This is a genomic window from Streptomyces atriruber (genome assembly GCF_001418325.1).
GTDB classification, from domain to species: domain Bacteria; phylum Actinomycetota; class Actinomycetes; order Streptomycetales; family Streptomycetaceae; genus Streptomyces; species Streptomyces atriruber.
In genome coordinates this window covers 1-17402 of sequence record NZ_LIPN01000423.1, presented here as the reverse complement: position 1 = coordinate 17402, position 17402 = coordinate 1, and the positions used below count along the sequence as shown (strand labels likewise).

The window sequence follows — 17402 nt, the reverse complement described above, 5'->3', positions numbered from 1 at the left end:
GAAGCGGGGGGCGGGGGCGGGCTGGGTGATGCCGCCGTGGTCGGTGAAGGTGCCGCGGGCCGCGAGGTGCGGGTGACTCGGCGCCTCCCGCAGCGACAGCACGGGCGCCACGCACGCGTCGGAGCCCTCGAAGACGGCCGTCCACTCGTCGCGCGTACGTTCCTTGAAGCGGGCGGCGACGGCGTCGCGCAGCTCGCCCCAGCGAGCCAGGTCCTTGCGGGCGGGCGCGGCGTCGGCGAGGCCGAGCAGCGCGATGAACTCGTCGTAGAACTGCTGCTCCAGGGAGCCGACGGCCATGTAGCCGCCGTCCGCGGTCTCGTACGTGCCGTAGAACGGGCAGCCGCCGTCGAGGAGGTTGGCGCCGCGGCGGTCCTGCCAGCCGCCGGCCGCGAGCATGCCGTGGATCATCGTGGAGAGGTGGGCCGCGCCGTCGACGATCGCGGCGTCCACCACCTGCCCCGCGCCGTGCTCGCGCGCGTGGTGCAGCGCGGCGAGGATGCCGACGACGAGATAGAGCGAACCGCCCGCGTAGTCGCCCACGAGGTTCGCGGGGATCGCGGGCGGCTCGTCGGGGTTGCCGATCATGCCGAGCGTGCCGGTGATGGCGATGTAAGCGATGTCGTGACCGGCGCGCCGGGCGAGCGGCCCTTCCTGGCCCCAGCCGGTCATCCGGCCGTAGACCAGCTTCGGGTTGCGGGCGCGGCAGGCGTCGGGGCCGACGCCGAGGCGCTCGGCCACGCCGGGCCGGTATCCCTCGATGAGGACGTCGGCGCGTTCGACCAGGTCGAGGACGCGGGCCGCGCCGTCGTCGGCCTTGAGGTCGATGACGACGGAGCGTTTGTTGCGGTTGGTCACGTCGTACTCGGGGTTGATCGCGAGGCCGCCGCCGTCGGGCCGGTCGACGCGCACGACGTCGGCGCCCAGATCGGCGAGCAGCATGGCGGCGAACGGGCCGGGCCCGATGCCCGCCAGCTCCACCACGCGCACTCCGGCGAGCGGTCCGTGAACGCCCTTGCCCGGCACTGTCATTGAGCCCCCAGCACTGTGACACAACTGATGTAACACCAGTGATGCTAAGAACGTGTTCCACCTGGCACAAGCCCCTGACGAGCAAGCGCTTAGCCAATTCTGGCCCGCCGGGCCGCCCGACCCGTGCGGCGCATAGCCTGGGCGCATGGATTCCGTACTGGTCAGCGCGTGTCTGCGGGGAGTTCCGTGCCGCTACGACGGCCGCGACAAGGCCTCGCCCGAGCTCGACGGGGCGGTGGCGGGCCGCGCGGTCGTGTCGTTCTGCCCCGAGGCCGCGGGTGGCCTGCCGACGCCGCGCCGCCCGGCCGAGCTCGTCGGCGGCGACGGCCACGACGTCCTGGACGGCACGGCCCGGGTGGTCGAGGACACCGGGCGCGACGTGACGGCGCAGTTCGTGGACGGCGCGCGGCGCGCGCTGGCGGCCGCGCGCCACGGCGGGTGCACGGAGGCGCTGCTGATGCCGCGCAGTCCTTCGTGCGGCCGCGGGGCGGTGCACGACGGGTCGTTCGACGGCGGGCTCGTGGCGGGCGACGGGGTCACCGCGGCGCTCCTCGAACGGCACGGCATCACGGTGCGGCCGGCGCCCGGGGTGTGAACGCGCCAGGCCGAGGAGACCTCCTGGTCCCGGCCCCCGCCGCGCGCGCTAGCCTCTGCCCCCGACAACTGCGCGGGCCCACGGCGGAGAGGTGCCATGACCGGTCGTAAGAGCCGTACCAACCGTAATGACGGCAGCAATGGCAGCAACGGCAGCAACAAGGACAGCGAGCGCGCGTACGACATCGTGCTCTTCGGAGCGACGGGTTTCGTGGGGGCGCTCACCGCAGAGCACCTCGCCGCCCATGCCCCCGAAGGGGTGCGGTGGGCCATCGCCGGGCGCGACACCACGAAACTGGAAGGGCTGCGGAAGCGGCTCGCCGCGATCGATCCGGCGTGTGCCGAACTCCCCCTGGTCCGCGCCGATGTCGCGGATCCCGAGTCGCTGAAGGACTTGGCGGCCCACGCGCGCGTGGTCGCCTCGACCGTCGGCCCGTACCTGACGTACGGACAGGAACTGGTCGCCGCGTGCGCCGAGGCGGGCACGGACTACGTGGACCTGACGGGTGAGCCGGAGTTCGTCGACCTCATGTACGTGAAGCACGACGCCCGTGCGCGGGAGACCGGCGCGCGGCTCGTGCACTCCTGCGGCTTCGACTCGGTCCCGCACGACCTGGGGGCCTACTTCACCGTGCAGCAGTTGCCCGAGGGGGTGCCGCTGCGCGTGGACGGGTTCGTCCGGGTCGGCGCGCGGTTCTCCGGCGGCACCTTCGCCTCCGCGCTCAACCAGTTCGGGCGGGGGCCGCAGATGCTGGCCGCCGCGAAGGACCGCCGACGGCACGAGCCGCGTTCGGTGGAACGCAAGGCGTACGCCCCGCCGGGCGCGCCCCGGTACGCGGGCGAGGTCGGCGCGTGGGCCCTTCCCCTGCCGACGATCGACCCGCAGGTGGTGCAGCGCTCGGCGCGCGCCCTGGACCGGTACGGGCCGGACTTCCGCTACCGGCACTACGCGGCCGTGCAGACGCTGCCGGTCGCGCTGGGCGCTCCGGTGGCCCTCGGCGGCCTCCTCGCGGTGGCGCAGCTGCCGCCCGCGCGGCGGTGGCTGTCCGCGCGCCTGAAGCCCGGCGACGGGCCGAGCGAGGCGCGGCGGGCCTCCTCGTGGTTCTCGGTCCGGTTCGTCGGCGAGGGCGGCGGGAAGCGGGTGTTCACCGAGGTCTCGGGCGGTGACCCCGGTTACGGCGAGACGGCGCGGATGCTGGGCGAGTCGGCGCTGTGCCTCGCCCTCGACTCCCTGCCGCCGACGTCGGGGCAGGTCACCACGGCCGTGGCGATGGGCGACGCGCTGATCGCCAGGCTGCGGGCGGTGGGGCTCTCGTTCCGGGTCGTCGCGGAGCGATAGGCACGCGCCGCACCGGCGGCAGGCCCGATGGAAATGCCCCGCACGTTCCCGTGCGGGGCATCCACCTCAGGTACGGAGGTCAGGCCACCGGCACCGGGTAGGTCGGGTACTCCACCCCGGAGACGTACTGGACGACTCGGATGACCTGGCACGAGTAGCCGAACTCGTTGTCGTACCAGAGGTAGAGGATCGCGTTGTCGCCGTCGACCTTGGTGGCGCCGGCGTCGACGATCGAGGCGTGGCGTGAGCCGACGAAGTCCATCGACACCGCGTCGGGCGCCGTCGTGAAGTCGATCTGACGCTTCAGCGGCGAGTGCAGCGACACGTCGCGCAGGTGGTCGAGGACCTCGTCGCGGGTGGTCTCGCGGCCCAGGCGCAGGCTGAGGATGGCGATCGAGACGTCCGGCACGGGCACGCGGATCGAGCTGCCGGTGATCGGGGCCTTGAGGTCGGGCAGCGCCTTCGCGACGGCGGAGGCGGCGCCGGTCTCGGTGATGACCATGTTGAGCGGCGCGGAGCGGCCGCGGCGGTCGGCCTTGTGGTAGTTGTCCAGGAGGTTCTGGTCGTTCGTGAACGAGTGGACGGTCTCCACGTGGCCGCGCACGACGCCGTACTCGTCCGCCATCGCCTTGAGCGGCGGGACGATCGCGTTGGTGGTGCAGGAGGCGCAGGACAGGATCTGCTCGTCCGGCTTGATCGTGTCGTGGTTGACGCCGTGCACGATGTTCGGGACGTCGCCCTTGCCGGGGGCGGTCAGGACGACCTTGTCGATGCCCGGGCGCAGGTGCTTGGAGAGGCCCTCGCGGTCGCGCCACTTGCCGGTGTTGTCGACGAGGATCGCGTCCTTGATGCCGTACGCCGTGTAGTCGACCTCGGAGGGGTCGTTGGCGTAGATCACCTTGATCTCGTTGCCGTTGGCGACGATCGTGCTGTTCGCCTCGTCGACGGTGATCGTGCCCTGGAACTGGCCGTGGATCGAGTCGCGGCGCAGCAGCGAGGCGCGCTTCACGATGTCCTCGGCGGCCCGGTCGCCGCCGCCGCGCACGACGATGGCGCGCAGGCGCAGGCCGTTGCCCGAGCCGGACTTCTCGATGAGGAGACGGGCGACGAGGCGGCCGATGCGACCGAAGCCGTACAGGACGACGTCGCGGCCCTCGCTGCGCTCGGCCTTGTTGGCGCCGATGGCACCGGCGACGGCCTCGGCGGTGAACTGCTCGACGGTGAGTCCGCGGTCGTCGGCCTTGTAGGCCTCCGCCAGCAGGGCCAGGTCGATCTGCGACGGGCCGAGGTCCAGCGTGGTCAGGGCCTGCAGGAACGGCAGCGTCTCGGTGATCGAGAGCTCCTGGCCGGCGATCTGCCGGGCGAATCGGTGGGTCTTGAGGATGCTGACCACCGACTTGTTCACCAAGGAGCGGCTGTGCAGCAGGACCGTCACGTCCCGCTCGCGGTGCAGCTTCCCGATGATCGGGATCATCGACTCCGCGATCTCCTCGCGGTGCTTCCAATTGGTGAACGAGTCGTCATTGACAGTCACAGGAGTATCTTTCGAGCTAGGCGGCGCTCATATGCTAACCCGCACATCTTTGCGCTTCTCAACCGGCCACGTCCCGCAGCGCCGACCGGCACAGCGCGTCCGCGCGCCGGGTCGACTCCGGGAGCCGGTAGCGGGGCGTCAGACGCAGGGCGTGCCCGCAGGCGTTGGACAGGCTCACCCGGTGTCCCACCGAGACGAAGACCGGCTTCACGCCCTCGCGCGTGCGCAGCGCACGGCCCACCTCCTCCGCCCCGTCCAGCAGCGGCGCCGCGCTGCCCCGCCGGGCGGCCGGATCCTCGTACGAGAAGGCGAAGGGGTTCTTGGCGACGCCCATGGTCGGCAGCCCCGTCAGGACGCCGAGGTGACTCGCGAGGCCGAAGCGGCGCGGGTGGGCGATGCCGTAGCCGTCGCAGACGACCAGTCCGGGGTCGGACCGCAGCCCGGCGAGCGCGGTGAGGACCGTGGGGATCTCGCGGAACGCGAGCAGGCCGGGGACGTAGGGGAACGTCACCGTGCCGACCGCCGTCGCCTCCTCGACCACGTCGAGCGTCGCGGCGTCGAGGACGACGACGGCCGCGGCGACGACGTCCCGCTCGTCGTCGTAGGCGACGTCGACTCCGGTCACGTGTCCGGTGCCGGGCGGCGGGCCCGTTTCGTCGAGGACGACGCGGGTGCGCAGGGCGTCCTGGACGGCGCGCGCCGTCCGCTCGTCGGTGGGCCAGTCGCCGGTGGGCCGGTCGGAGGGCGTCGCGTAGCTGGTCATGGTGCCGGGAAGCCTAGTTGGCGCGGAATCACCCCTCCCAGGGGCCGACGGCCGCGGTCGGGAGCAATCGGCATTAAAGAAGCGTAAAGATTGCCGGGTTCCGGCAATGAACGGCTCCGGTCCGGTATGTCACCATCCCCCCGTAACGAGGTGAACGGCGCGACGGGGGAAGTGATCCGATGACGGTGTTTCTCGGTCTCGGCATCGCGGGAATCGTGCTGCTGACGCTCTCGCTCCTCCTCGACGGGGTCCTCGAAGGGCTCTTCGGCGGAGCGGGCGCGGTCGACGGGCTCTTCGACGGGCTCCTCTCCCTGCCGGTCATCGCCGGATTCGTGTCCATGCTCGGCTTCGGCGGGGCGCTCGTGCTCGGCACGACCGGCCTCGGCGCCGGTCCCGCCACCGTCGCGGGAGCCTGCGCCGGGACCGGCGCGGGCTGGGTGACGTGGAAGCTCACCCGCGCCCTGATGCGTGACCAGACCGCCCCCACACCGCGCGGCACCGACCTCGTGGGCACCGCGGGCTCGGTGGTCACGGCGATTCCGGCCGACGGCTACGGCGAGGTGCTGCTGCACCTCGCGGGCCAGCGCGTGAAGTACGCGGCCCGCAGCTCCACCGCCGTGGCGCGGGGCACCGAGATCTGGGTCGACGCCGCACTGTCGCCCACCTCGGTGGCGGTCCGGCCCGTCGAACGCTGAGCGCCACCGCCCGCCGGTCCACCGCTCACCAACCTTCGCAACCGATCTGCCGTCCCCGGGTGGCAAGGGGGGAATGCACCATGAGTCCAGTCCTGATCTCGGTCGTGGGAGTCGTCGTACTCCTCGTCCTGTTGGCGCTCGTCGTCATCACGCGCTACAAGGTCGCCGGGCCCAGCGAGGCCTTCATCGTGACCGGCCGGCGCGGCAAGAAGTCCACCGATCCGGACACCGGCCGGATCATGACCGACAACAGCGGCCAGAAGGTCGTGGTCGGCGGTGGCGTCTTCGTCGTGCCGTTCGTGCAGCAGAAGTTCACCCTCGACCTCTCCTCGCGGCACATCCCGATAGCCGTGCGCGGCGCGGTCACGCTGCGCGGCGTGAAGGCCAACCTCGAAGGCGTCGCCATCGTGAAGGTCGGCGGCACGGAGGACTCGATAAGGGCCGCGGCCCAGCGCTTCCTCGTCCAGCAGGACGGCATCGTCGGCTTCACCCAGGAAGTGCTCTCCGGCGCGCTGCGCTCCATCGTGGGACGCATGTCGGTCGAGGACATCATCCGGGACCGGGCCGCGTTCGCCGGTCAGGTCGCCGAGGAGGCCGAGGCCAGCCTGTCCGGGCAGGGCCTGGTGCTGGACGCCTTCCAGATCCAGGACATCACCACCGAGGGCTCGTACCTGGAGGACCTCGGCCGCCCGGAGGCCGCCCGCGCCCGGCAGGAGGCGGACATCGCCGAGGCCGTGGCGCGCCGCGCCGCCGAGCAGGCGAGGCTGAAGGCCGAGGAGGAGATCGCCGTCGCGCAGCGGACCTTCTACCTCAAGCAGGCCGAGATCAAGGCCGAGACGGACGAGGCGGCGGCGCGCGCGAGCGCCGCGGGACCGCTCGCCGAGGCCGCTCGGCAGCAGGACGTGCTCACCGAGCAGGAGAAGGTCGCCAAGCGCCAGGCGGCGCTCACCGACAGCGAGTTGGACACCCAGGTCCGCAAGCCCGCCGACGCCGCGCGCTACCAGGCCGAGCAGGAGGCGGAGGCCCGCAGGATCGGACTGGTCAAGCAGGCCGAGGCGGACGCCGAGCGCGCCCGGCTGACCGGTGAGGGCGAGAAGGCGCACCGTGCCGCGCTGGCCGACGCCGTGCGCCTGGAGGGCGAGGCCGACGCCGCCTCGATCGGCGCGCGGGGCGCCGCGGAGGCCGAGGCGATGCGCAAGAAGGCCGACGCGTTCGCGCAGTACGGTGACGCCGCCGTCCTGCAGATGCTCGTCGAGGTCCTGCCGAGCGTGGTCGCCAAGGCGTCCGAGCCGCTCAGCGCGGTGGACAAGATGACGGTGATCTCGACGGACGGGGCGAGCCAGCTGTCCCGCACGGTCGCCGACAACGTCGCCCAGGGCGTCGAACTCCTCAGCTCCACCACGGGGGTCGACCTCGCCGAGCTCCTCAAGGGCATCACCGGCAAGGGCACCCCGGCAAGGAGCACGACGGGCGACGCGGCCTCGGCGTCCGCCGTCCCCGCGGCCGTCAACGGCAGGATCGACGTCACCGACTAGACGGCTGCCGGGGCCTCCTCGCGGCCGCATACCCTTCGATCATGGACTGGGCACTGCGTTCCGCGAGGACGACGGACATGGAACCCATCGCGGAGCTGCGCGCGATCGTGATGCGGCCCGACCTGGAGCGTCTCGGCCGGTTCGATCCGCACCGGGTGCGGCAGCGGCTGCGGGACTCGTTCTCCCCGGAGCACACCCGCGTGATCGAGAGCGGCGGCGGGTTCGCGGGGTGCGTCACCCTGCGGCCCGCCGCCGACGGGCAGTGGCTGGAGCACTTCTACCTCGACCCGCGGCTGCAGGGGCGCGGCCTCGGCTCGACGGTCCTCGGCTCGCTCCTGGAGCGGACCGACGCCGAGGGCGCCACCGTCCGGCTCGACGTGCTGCAGGGCAGCTCCGCCCGGCGGCTGTACGAACGCCACGGGTTCGCGGTCGAGGCCGAGGACCCGATCGACGTCTTCATGGTCCGGGCCGCCCGGTAGCCTCGCGATCATGTTCATTCTCGAATTGACCTACACCGCGCCGGTCTCCGCCGTCGACGAGCATCTGGCAGCCCACGTCGCCTGGCTCGACCAGCAGTACGAGGCCGGTGTCTTCATCGCCTCGGGCCGCAAGAACCCGCGCGACGGCGGCGTGATCATCGCCGTCGCGGCGGACCGCGCGGCGATCGAGGAGATCGTCGCGGCGGACCCGTTCACGGTGGCCGAGGTGTGCACCTACCGCGTCACCGAGTTCTACGCGACGAAGACGGCCCCGGACCTCTCCGCGTACCGCGAGCAACTGCCCGCCTAGCGCCGCGCCCGGCGCCGCCCGTGCCGCCTAGCGCCGCCCTTCCAGGCGGGCGATCCGCCCCTTCTCCCCCGCGGCCCAGCAGCCCCGGTCGGGGGTGCAGTCCACGGTGTCGTACGACCCGGGGTCGACCGTCCGCCAGCTCCGACCGCCGTCCGTCGTGACGTCGGTGCCCGTCGGGCCGACCGCGAGGGCCGTGGAGCGGCTGTGCGGGAACCAGGCCACGCCCGAGCGGTAGGCGGGCGGCGGGCGCCCCGCCGGGTCCCAGCCGCGGCCGCCGTCCCGGGTGACCGCGGCCGCCTTCGGCGAGGCCTGGTCGGCGCGGTAGTCGCCGCCCACCGCGATGCCGTGCGCACGGTCGCGGAAGGCGAGTCCGAAGACTCCGCGGGCGGGGTCGCCCGCCGGGACCGGCACGTCGGCGGCCCGCCAGGTCAGGCCGCGGTCGGCGGAGTGCAGGACGCGCGCACGGGCCGCCCCGCCCGTGGCCAGCCACACGTCACGCGAACCCGTGGAGACCAGGCACTGGCCGCTCGCCGCGAAGCCCGCCTCGCCCTCCTGCGCGGCGGGCATCCCGGCGTCCGGCAGGACCTTCCAGGACCGGCCCCCGTCGGCGGTGGAGAGGATGCGGAACCTGCCGTCGACCGGATCGCTCATCGCCAGGCCGTGGCGGCGGTCGAAGAAGGTCATGCAGTCGTAGAACGCCTTGGCGTCGGTGTTGCGGAACGACTCCGTCCAGCTGGCCCCGCCGTCCTCGGTGCGCAGCACCCGGGACGCCTCGCCCTCGCCGATGGCGAGCACCACGGCGCGGCGGCCGTCGAAGGCCTCGATGTCACGGAACTCCAGATCGGCGACGCCGGGCGGAGACACATCGCGCCAGGTCTTGCCGCCGTTGGATGTACGCAGCACGGTCCCCTTGGTGCCCGCCACCCAGGCCGCGTCGCGGCTCACGGCGGCGAGCCCCCGGAAGCGGGCGTCGGTGCCGCTGTCCTTGAGCTGCCAGCGCGGATCCCGGTCCGGGTGGTGCCCGGGGCCGTCCGCCCCCGCGGCGCCCGGCGCCGCGAGGAGGGTTCCGGCGAGCATCGCCCCGCACAGTCCCGTCAGTACCGTCCGCCTCGTCGACTTCGTCTTCCCCATGCCCCTCATGGCGGGCGAAGCTAGCCGACGCGCAGGGCCTCGTCCAGATGGCCTGAAGGCGTCCCCCATGGGGTGGTCACCGGGAACCGCGGGCCCCGCCCGGGTGTCGCGGTGACAGAGGTCACTCGCTCCGACCCGCCCTCCGTGTGCACGGATCTCTTCTTTCCGTCGTCTATTCAAGTGCCGACCCAGTCGTCCAGCAGTCAGTGAGGGAGCAGGCGTTGTCCACCGTCATCGAGCAAGCCGTAGAGGCCCGCCTGGTCGCCGCCGCGCCCCGGATGCCCACCATTCCCGCAACGCTCCACTACGACCGGCGGGATCCGTTCGCCGTGCGCATGAGCTTCCCCGCTCCCGCGACCCTCGAAGGCATCGAGGTCTACTGGACCTTCGCCCGCGAACTCCTCGTCCACGGCGTGGAGCGGGCGGTGGGCGACGGTGACGTGCGCGTGCGTCCGTACGGTTTCGACCGCACGGTCGTGGAGTTCCACGCCCCCGAGGGCACCGCGATCGTCCACATCCGCACCGGGGACCTGAACCGCTTCCTGCACCGCACGATGGCGCTGGTGCCGGCCGGCCAGGAGCACCGTCACGTCGACCTGGACCAGGACCTGGCCGAGCTGATGCGGGACGCGTGCTGAGCTCGCCGCGGCCGCACTCCCGATAGCCGGTCGCGCACTCCCGACAGTCGGTCGCCCCGCGGTCGAGCCCGGTCTCAGCCCCCTCCGCCGCCGCTCGACGAGCGCGCCATCTCCGCGGCCGCGACCGCCGAGGCCAGCGCCTTGCGCAGGGCGCGCATCAGCTCGGTCAGTTCCGGCGACGCGCCGCCGCCGCGGTCGGTCAGCTCCGCGAGCCGGTCCTTGTACCGCCTGCGGTCCTTGCCGGTGACGAACGGCCGCACCTTGCCGGTCGCCGCGCACATCACGAGGGCCGCCTCGCTCGCGGGCACCTCCGCGACCGGCCTGGGGCCGCGCAGCACCGTGCCCGCCTCGGCCTGCAGCGCTTCCGCGTAACCGTCGCGCTCCAGCTCCCAGTGCCGGGTCGGAAAGACGCCGAGGACGCGCCTGCGCTCCTGGCGCAGATAGCCGTGGGCGGTGAGCTGGTCGCGCACCTCGTCCAGGGTGGTGCGCGAGCGGTGCGTCAGCCAGCCCCGCAACTTGCGCGGCCGCGACCCCTCGATGAGCGCGGCGAGGGCGTCGAGCACCGTGTCGCCTGTGCGCGCGCCGACCACCGGGGTGACGATGCCGTCCGCCTCCACGATCACACCGCGCAGGGCGAGCTCCGCCAGTGCTCCGGCGCGGATGACGAGGTGCAGGTCGGGGCCGCCGGTGAACGTCCCCTTCTCACCGCTCCACGCCAGCAGCAGCAGCCTGGCGGGCAGGGACAGCGTGCCGTAGTGCACGGCGCCTCCTCGGTCGGCGATCACGGGGGCCAGACGTGGCCTCACGATAAAACGTTGACACACCCCACGGTGCGCCGTACGGTGTACAACGGTTCTGTTGCCGTCGATAGGAGTAGGACGTTGCTCGTCTGAGGTCATGAGACATCGCGTCACGCAGCTTTCGCTGCCGTGCACGCCGTGTGCGACCTCGGCATCACGAGCCGTCCCGTCCCCCCGGCACAGGCCCTTTTTCCGTTCTCCGGCCTCACCTCCGCCGCGGTGTCTCGAACGCGTTGCCCCTGACCGCGCTTCACCCACGCAACCGCGAGGCCTGTATGTCTACCTTCCCCACCTCCATCAGCTGTACGTCGCTCTCCTTCGGCTGGCCCGACGGCACCGGCGTCTTCGACGGCCTCCAGGTGGCCTTCGGACCCGGCAGGACCGGGCTCATCGGCGTCAACGGATCAGGGAAATCAACCCTGTTGAAGCTCGTCGCCGGTGAGCTGACGCCCACCGACGGCACGGTGCGCGTCGCCGGCGACATCGGCTATCTGCCGCAGAACGTCACGCTCGACACCGGTCTGCGCGTGGACGAGGTGCTCGGCATCGCCGGGACCCGCGCCGCGCTGCACGCCATCGAGGCGGGCGACGTGCACGAGGAGCACTTCACCACGGTCGGCGACGACTGGGACGTCGAGGAGCGCGCCGTCGCCACCCTCGACCAGCTCGGGCTCGGCCACATCGGCCTCGACCGCACCACGGGCGAGGTGTCGGGCGGCGAGTCGGTGCTGCTGCGGCTGGCCGCGCTGCTGCTGCGCCGCCCCGACGTACTGCTGCTCGACGAACCGACCAACAACCTTGACCTGTACGCCCGTCGGCGCCTGTACGCGGCCGTCGAGGCATGGGCCGGCGTCCTCGTCGTCGTCAGCCACGACCGCGAACTCCTCGACCTCGTGGACCAGATCGCCGACCTCCGCGAGGGGGAGGTGAGCTGGTACGGGGGCAATTTCAGCGCGTACGAGGAGGCCCTCGCCGTGGAGCAGGAGGCGGCCGAGCGCATGGTACGCGTCGCCGAGACCGATCTGCGCAAGCAGAAGCGCGAACTGGCCGATGCCCAGGTCAAGTTGGCCCGCCGCAAGCGGTACGGCCAGAAGATGTGGGACCAGAAGCGCGAGCCGAAGGTCGTGATGGGAAACCGCAAGCGCGCCGCGCAGGAGTCGGCGGGCAAGCACCGCATCATGCACGAGGAGAAGCTCGCCGAGGCCAAGGAGCGCCTGGACGACGCCGTCGAGGCGGTGCGGGACGACGACGAGATCCGCGTCGACCTGCCGCACACCCTGGTGCACCCGGGGCGCACGGTCCTCACCCTCAGCGGTCTCGAACTGCGCTACGGCGCCCGCGTGGCAGGCGAGTTCGAGCTGCGCGGACCCGAGCGGATCGCGCTGATCGGCCGGAACGGCGCGGGCAAGACCACGCTCCTGCGCACCATCGCGGGAGAGCTGGAACCCGTCTCCGGCGAGGCCGTGACGCATGTGCCGATGCGCTTCCTGCCCCAGCGCCTCGACGTGCTCGACGACGGGCTGACCGTCGCGGAGAACGTGGCGGCGTACGCTCCCGACGCCACCAACAACCGCATCAGGGCGCGGCTGGCCCGCTTCCTGTTCAAGGGGGCCAAGGCCGACCAGCAGGCGGGGACCCTGTCGGGCGGCGAGCGGTTCCGGGCGGCGCTCGCGGCGCTGCTGCTCGCGGAGCCCGCGCCGCAACTGCTCATGCTCGACGAGCCGACGAACAACCTCGACATGGCGAGCGCGAAGCAGCTGTCGACGGCCCTGGAGTCGTACGAGGGCGCGCTGATCGTGGCCAGTCACGACCTGCCGTTCCTGGAGTCCATCGGCATCACGCGGTGGCTGCTCCTGGACGGGGAGATCAAGGAGATCACTCAGGAAAAGAAGACAGAAGCTGTCGGGTATTCCGCATAGCTTCGGTGCATGGACCAGGACAACCAGGACACGCACCAGTACATCGCCATCGACGGAGCCCGTGAGAACAACCTGAAGGAAGTGAGCCTGCGCATCCCCAAAGGCAGGCTCACGGTCTTCACGGGCGTGTCGGGGTCCGGGAAGTCGTCGGTCGTCTTCGACACGATCGCGGTGGAATCCCAGCGCCAGCTGAACGAGACCTTCACCTGGTTCGTCCGCAACCGGCTGCCGAAGTACGAGCGGCCGCACGCGGACGCCATCGAGGAGCTCTCCCCCGCGATCGTCGTCGACCAGAAGCCGGTCGGCGGCCACTCCCGCTCCACCGTGGGCACGATGACGGACATCTACTCCGTGATCCGTGTGCTGTTCTCCCGGCACGGCACGCCGAGCGCGGGCTCCGCGGCGGCGTACTCGTTCAACGACCCGGCGGGCATGTGCCCCGAGTGCGACGGACTCGGGCGCACGGTGCGGCCCGACTACGACCTCATCCTCGACCCCGCCAGGTCGCTGGCGGACGGCGCGGTCCTCTTCCCGCCGTTCGCCGCGGGGACCTGGCAGGGCCAGACGTACACGAACACGCCCGACCTGGACACGCACAAGCCGGTCGGCCGATTCACCGCGGCGGAACGGCAGTTCCTGCTGCGCGGCGGGCGCGCCAAGGAGAAGGTGAGCGTCAACAACACGGGCGGCGCGCGGGACATCGACTACGAAGGGCTCGCCGACCGCTTCGAGCGGCTCTACCTCAACCGTGACCTGTCCTCGCTCTCCCAGAAGACCCGCGACATGGTGCAGGGCTTCCTCCACGAGGGGACCTGTCCGGCCTGTCACGGGGCCCGCCTCAATCCGGCGGCGCTCGCCACCCGCATCGACGGCCTGGGCATCGCCGACTGCACGGGCATGGAAGTCACCGATCTGATCGCGGAGTTGGGACGCATCGACGACCCGGTGGCCGGTCCGGTCGCGGGGGCGGCCGTGGCGGCCCTGGAGCGGATCGAGGCGATCGGGCTCGGCTATCTCAGCCTGGACCGCGAGACGTCCACGCTCTCCGGAGGCGAGGGGCAGCGGCTGAAGATGGTGCGCCACCTCGGCTCCAGCCTCACCGGCATGACGTACATCTTCGACGAGCCGAGCGTCGGACTGCACCCGCGCGACGTGGGGCGCCTGGGCGGCCTCCTCCTGCGGCTGCGCGACAAGGGCAACACCGTCCTGGTCGTCGAGCACGACCCCGACGTGATCGCGATCGCCGACCACGTCGTCGACATGGGCCCGGCGGCAGGTACCGACGGAGGCCGGGTCGTCTTCGAGGGCACACCGGACGAGCTGCGCCGGGCCGACACCCTCACCGGCCGCCACCTGCGGCACGCCACCGGCATCAAGGAACACCCGCGCGAGGCCGTCGGCGGCCACTGGATCAAGGACGCCGATCTGCACAACCTCAAGAACGTGAGCGTGCGGGTGCCGACCGGGGTCCTCACCGCGGTCACCGGCGTCGCCGGGTCGGGCAAGAGCACCCTGGTGTCGAAGGCGTACGTCGAGGCGCACCCGGACGCCGTGGTCGTGGACCAGTCGTCCATCGGCATCTCGGGCCGCTCCACCCCGGCGACGTACCTCGGGATCATGGACACGCTGCGCAAGGTGTTCGCGCGCGAGACCGGGGCGAGGGCGAGCCTGTTCAGCTTCAACTCCCACGGCGCGTGCGAGCGTTGCCAGGGACGCGGGATCATCTACAGCGACCTCGCGTTCATGGACCCGGTGACCACGACGTGCGAGGCGTGCGAGGGGCGCCGCTTCAAGGAGGAGGTGCTGCGGCTCACCGTCGGCGGCCGGTCCGTCGTGGACGTACTGGAGATGACGGCCGAGCAGGCCCTGGACTTCTTCGGGCGCTTCGACGACGCGTCGGTGCGCCGCCGCCTGCGGGCCCTGCGGGACGTGGGCCTCACCTACCTCACGCTCGGACAGCCGCTGAGCACGCTCTCCGGCGGCGAGCGCCAACGCATCAAGCTGGCCACCCAGTTGCACCGCACGGGCACGACGTACGTCCTGGACGAGCCGACCACCGGACTGCACATGGCGGACATCGACGGACTGCTCGCGATGCTCGACCGGCTGGTCGACGCCGGGAACACGGTGCTCGTCGTCGAGCACAACCTCGACGTCGTCAAGCACGCGGACTGGGTGATCGACCTGGGGCCCGACGGCGGCAAGCACGGCGGACGGGTCGTCTTCGAGGGGACGCCCGCGCAGCTCCTGCGGGCCGAGGGTTCGTTCACGGCGGATCACCTCCGAGGCGCTCTGGGCGCGGACGGGCCACGCGCTGCATGATGTTGCGGCACTGCCCGCCCGCGTGAGGAGAGCCGCCCGTGCCCAGCAAGAAGGCCCTGATCCGCCGCCCGAGCCCGCGCCTCGCCGAGGGCCTGGTCACCCATCTGCAACGCACCCCGGTCGACACCGGACTCGCGGCGCGGCAGTGGGAGGCGTACGTGGAGGCGTTGAACGCTCACGGCTGGGAGACCTTCGAGGTGGAGCCGGCCGACGCCTGCCCCGACTCGGTCTTCGTGGAGGACGCGGTGGTGGTCTTCCGGAACGTGGCGCTGATCGCCCGGCCCGGCGCCCGGTCCCGGCGGGGCGAGACGACCGGCGTCGAGGAGGCGGTGGGCCGGCTCGGCTGCTCGGTCAACTGGGTGTGGGAGCCGGGCACGCTGGAGGGCGGCGACGTGCTCAAGATCGGCGACACCATCTACGTCGGGCGGGGCGGCAGGACCGATGCCGAGGGGGTGCGGCAGCTGCGGGCCGTCTTCGAGCCGCTCGGGGCGCGCGTCGTCTCCGTCCCCGTGGCCAAGGTCCTGCATCTGAAGTCCGCCGTGACGGCACTGCCCGACGGGACGGTCATCGGCTACGAGCCGCTCGTCGACAGCCCCTCGCTGTTTCCCCGCTTCCTGCCCGTACCGGAGGAGGCGGGCGCGCACGTGGTGCTGCTCGGCGGCTCGAAACTGCTCATGTCGGCGAGCGCGCCCCGGAGCGCGGAGCTGTTCGCCGATCTCGGCTTTGACCCGGTTCCGGTGGACATCAGCGAGTTCGAGAAGATCGAAGGCTGTGTGACGTGCCTCTCAGTCCGGCTCCGTGAACTGTACGCCTGACCAGCAATGAGGCCTCAGTTGCGACAGGGACGGGCGGGGGTCCGGGCACATCACCTCTTTACGACGGGTTTAACCTACGGCAACGTAACCTACGACACCGTAAGTAGTGCACCGCTCGCACTGCCCGTTCGGACCCTCTGAACTCCCGTCCCCCTGGAGCCCCCGTGACGATCACCTCTCCCCACCTCGGCAGCGCGGACAGCTGGACCGATGCCCGGCTGCTCTACGCGCTGGAGGAAGTGGTCGAGCAGGAACTCAATCGCCACCTCAAGGTGGCCAAGGACTGGATGCCCCACGAGTACGTCCCGTTCTCGGACGCCCGGAACTTCCCGGGCATCTTCGAGGACGGCGAGGCGTGGGAGAAGGGCCAGTCCCCGGTCACCGACATCGGCCGCATCGCCCTGGTGGTCAACCTGCTCACCGAGGACAACCTCCCCAGCTACCACCACGAGATCGCTTCCCTCTTCGGCCGTGACGGCGCCTGGGGCACCTGGGTGCACCGCTGGACCGCCGAGGAGGGCCGGCACGGCATCGTGATGCGTGACTACCTCCTCGCCTCCCGCGCCGTCGACCCGGACCAGCTGGAGCAGTTCCGGATGGCGCACATGAGCGAGGGCTTCGAGTCGGACAACCGCCACTCGATGCTGCACTCGGTCGCGTACGTCGCCTTCCAGGAGCTGGCGACCCGCATCTCGCACCGCAACACCGGCCACCAGTCGGGCGACCCGGTCTGCGACCGCATGCTGGCGCGCATCGCCACCGACGAGAACCTCCACATGGTCTTCTACCGGAACCTGCTCAAGGCCGCCTTCGAGCTCGCGCCCGACCTCACGATGCAGGCCGTGCGCGACGTGGTCGTGAACTTCCGCATGCCGGGCCACGGGATGCCGGGCTTCGAGCGGGCCGCCGCGCAGATGGCCATCGGCGAGGTCTACAACATGCGCATCCACCACGACGACGTGCTGCAGCCCGTGCTGCGCTTCCTGAAGGTCCTGGAGATCGACGGGCTCGGCCCCGAAGGCCTGCAGGCGCAGGAGGAGCTGGGCTTCTTCATGGGCGGGCTGGACGCCGAGGCGTCGAAGTTCGACGAGAAGCTGGCCGCGCGCAAGGCGCGGATGGCGGCGCGCGGCGCCTGACCCGGCCCGCGCTCCTCAGTCACGGCCCCTGCGTCACGCCCCTTCGACGGCGCCCGGCAGGGGCCGGACGGTGAGGATCTGCTCGGCCCGGCCGACCGGGCCCGCGAGGTCGTGCAGCACGGAGCTCGTGAGGCCCTGCCCGGTGGCACCGAAGGTGACGCTGGTGTCGAGTCCGACCCAGCGCCCTTCGGGCTGCCGGTGGAAGTGGACCGTCAGATCGACGTTCGGGTACATCCAGGCCGTGGGCGGCCGGCGCACCGCGATGCCGTTCGCGGTGTCGAGGAGTGCGACGTAGGCGGCGAGCTGTCCCGTCGACTGCCCCGCGACGAGGTCGAGGCCGGTGGAGATCCACGCCGTAGTGCG

16 protein-coding genes and 1 pseudogene are annotated in these 17402 nt (G+C 71.8%); 11 read left to right on the top strand and 6 right to left on the bottom strand.

Annotated elements, in window-relative coordinates:
• The coding region (locus tag AOK03_RS34555) for a CaiB/BaiF CoA transferase family protein (RefSeq protein WP_079075144.1) at nt 1–1029 on the bottom strand (1029 nt) is incomplete at its 3' end.
• A 145-nt stretch (nt 1030–1174) separates the two neighbouring features.
• On the opposite strand from AOK03_RS34555, the gene AOK03_RS34550 reads away from it, so the two are divergent.
• Both AOK03_RS34550 and AOK03_RS34545 read left to right on the top strand, forming a co-directional pair.
• Nucleotides 1175–1624, top strand: a complete 450-nt coding sequence (locus AOK03_RS34550; RefSeq protein WP_055569335.1) for a 2-thiouracil desulfurase family protein — start codon at nt 1175–1177, stop codon at nt 1622–1624.
• Nucleotides 1625–1720: 96 nt separating this feature from the next.
• Nucleotides 1721–2962 carry a saccharopine dehydrogenase family protein gene (locus AOK03_RS34545; RefSeq protein WP_079075143.1) on the top strand — a complete coding sequence of 414 codons (1242 nt, stop codon included), beginning with the start codon at nt 1721–1723 and terminating at the stop codon, nt 2960–2962.
• Between the two features lie 79 nt (nt 2963–3041).
• On the opposite strand, the gene AOK03_RS34540 is transcribed toward AOK03_RS34545, so the two are convergent.
• Together AOK03_RS34540 and AOK03_RS34535 are read right to left on the bottom strand one after the other, a co-directional pair.
• On the bottom strand, nt 3042–4496 hold the full coding sequence (locus tag AOK03_RS34540) for a glyceraldehyde-3-phosphate dehydrogenase (protein WP_055569334.1): 1455 nt from the start codon (nt 4494–4496) through the stop codon (nt 3042–3044).
• Between the two features lie 58 nt (nt 4497–4554).
• A complete protein-coding gene (locus tag AOK03_RS34535) occupies nt 4555–5259 on the bottom strand; it encodes an endonuclease V (RefSeq protein ID WP_055569333.1) in 705 nt (234 codons plus the stop codon).
• Nucleotides 5260–5438: 179 nt separating this feature from the next.
• Here AOK03_RS34535 and AOK03_RS34530 point away from each other — a divergent pair, with 179 nt between their 5' ends.
• From AOK03_RS34530 to AOK03_RS34515, 4 genes are all read left to right on the top strand, one after another.
• A complete protein-coding gene (locus AOK03_RS34530) occupies nt 5439–5954 on the top strand; it encodes a hypothetical protein (RefSeq protein ID WP_055569332.1) in 516 nt (171 codons plus the stop codon).
• Nucleotides 5955–6034: 80 nt separating this feature from the next.
• Complete coding sequence (locus tag AOK03_RS34525) at nt 6035–7489, top strand: flotillin family protein (protein WP_055569331.1); 1455 nt, start codon at nt 6035–6037, stop codon at nt 7487–7489.
• 41 nt (nt 7490–7530) lie between these two features.
• Entirely contained in the window at nt 7531–7968 is a 438-nt protein-coding gene (locus tag AOK03_RS34520) for a GNAT family N-acetyltransferase (protein ID WP_055569330.1), read from the top strand.
• Nucleotides 7969–7978: 10 nt separating this feature from the next.
• Nucleotides 7979–8278: a YciI family protein gene (locus AOK03_RS34515; protein WP_055569329.1), complete on the top strand. Its 300-nt coding sequence runs from the start codon at nt 7979–7981 to the stop codon at nt 8276–8278.
• Between the two features lie 27 nt (nt 8279–8305).
• Here AOK03_RS34515 and AOK03_RS34510 read toward each other — a convergent pair whose 3' ends face one another.
• Nucleotides 8306–9409 (bottom strand): WD40/YVTN/BNR-like repeat-containing protein, encoded by a 1104-nt coding sequence (locus AOK03_RS34510; protein ID WP_079075142.1) that lies wholly within the window; start codon nt 9407–9409, stop codon nt 8306–8308.
• Between the two features lie 221 nt (nt 9410–9630).
• On the opposite strand from AOK03_RS34510, the gene ssgD reads away from it, so the two are divergent.
• On the top strand, nt 9631–10047 hold the full coding sequence (gene ssgD / locus AOK03_RS34505; protein WP_055569328.1) for a spore wall synthesis regulator SsgD: 417 nt from the start codon (nt 9631–9633) through the stop codon (nt 10045–10047).
• Between the two features lie 74 nt (nt 10048–10121).
• Here ssgD and AOK03_RS34500 read toward each other — a convergent pair whose 3' ends face one another.
• Nucleotides 10122–10853 (bottom strand): GOLPH3/VPS74 family protein, encoded by a 732-nt coding sequence (locus AOK03_RS34500; protein ID WP_244177862.1) that lies wholly within the window; start codon nt 10851–10853, stop codon nt 10122–10124.
• A 269-nt stretch (nt 10854–11122) separates the two neighbouring features.
• On the opposite strand from AOK03_RS34500, the gene AOK03_RS34495 reads away from it, so the two are divergent.
• From AOK03_RS34495 to AOK03_RS34480, 4 genes are all read left to right on the top strand, one after another.
• Nucleotides 11123–12766 carry an ABC-F family ATP-binding cassette domain-containing protein gene (locus AOK03_RS34495; protein ID WP_055569326.1) on the top strand — a complete coding sequence of 548 codons (1644 nt, stop codon included), beginning with the start codon at nt 11123–11125 and terminating at the stop codon, nt 12764–12766.
• Nucleotides 12767–12775: 9 nt separating this feature from the next.
• Nucleotides 12776–15088 (top strand): ATP-binding cassette domain-containing protein, encoded by a 2313-nt coding sequence (locus tag AOK03_RS34490; protein ID WP_055569325.1) that lies wholly within the window; start codon nt 12776–12778, stop codon nt 15086–15088.
• 38 nt (nt 15089–15126) lie between these two features.
• The gene (gene ddaH, locus AOK03_RS34485; RefSeq protein ID WP_055569324.1) at nt 15127–15903 is read left to right on the top strand and encodes a dimethylargininase; all 777 of its coding nucleotides are present in this window, start codon (nt 15127–15129) and stop codon (nt 15901–15903) included.
• Nucleotides 15904–16067: 164 nt separating this feature from the next.
• Nucleotides 16068–17039, top strand: a complete 972-nt coding sequence (locus AOK03_RS34480; protein ID WP_055569323.1) for an acyl-ACP desaturase — start codon at nt 16068–16070, stop codon at nt 17037–17039.
• 33 nt (nt 17040–17072) lie between these two features.
• Here AOK03_RS34480 and AOK03_RS34475 read toward each other — a convergent pair.
• A pseudogene (locus tag AOK03_RS34475) lies at nt 17073–17402 on the bottom strand (thioesterase family protein); the annotation flags it as partial.

Excerpts from the sequence above, each read along its gene's own strand:
- AOK03_RS34550 (WP_055569335.1), top strand. The coding sequence starts at position 1,175 with ATGGATTCCGTACTGGTCAGCGCGTGTCTGCGGGGAGTTCCGTGCCGC.
- AOK03_RS34545 (WP_079075143.1), top strand. The coding sequence starts at position 1,721 with ATGACCGGTCGTAAGAGCCGTACCAACCGTAATGACGGCAGCAATGGC.
- AOK03_RS34535 (WP_055569333.1), bottom strand. The coding sequence starts at position 5,259 with ATGACCAGCTACGCGACGCCCTCCGACCGGCCCACCGGCGACTGGCCC.
- AOK03_RS34530 (WP_055569332.1), top strand. The coding sequence starts at position 5,439 with ATGACGGTGTTTCTCGGTCTCGGCATCGCGGGAATCGTGCTGCTGACG.
- AOK03_RS34525 (WP_055569331.1), top strand. The coding sequence starts at position 6,035 with ATGAGTCCAGTCCTGATCTCGGTCGTGGGAGTCGTCGTACTCCTCGTC.
- AOK03_RS34520 (WP_055569330.1), top strand. The coding sequence starts at position 7,531 with ATGGACTGGGCACTGCGTTCCGCGAGGACGACGGACATGGAACCCATC.
- AOK03_RS34515 (WP_055569329.1), top strand. The coding sequence starts at position 7,979 with ATGTTCATTCTCGAATTGACCTACACCGCGCCGGTCTCCGCCGTCGAC.
- AOK03_RS34510 (WP_079075142.1), bottom strand. The coding sequence starts at position 9,409 with ATGGGGAAGACGAAGTCGACGAGGCGGACGGTACTGACGGGACTGTGC.
- AOK03_RS34495 (WP_055569326.1), top strand. The coding sequence starts at position 11,123 with ATGTCTACCTTCCCCACCTCCATCAGCTGTACGTCGCTCTCCTTCGGC.
- AOK03_RS34490 (WP_055569325.1), top strand. The coding sequence starts at position 12,776 with ATGGACCAGGACAACCAGGACACGCACCAGTACATCGCCATCGACGGA.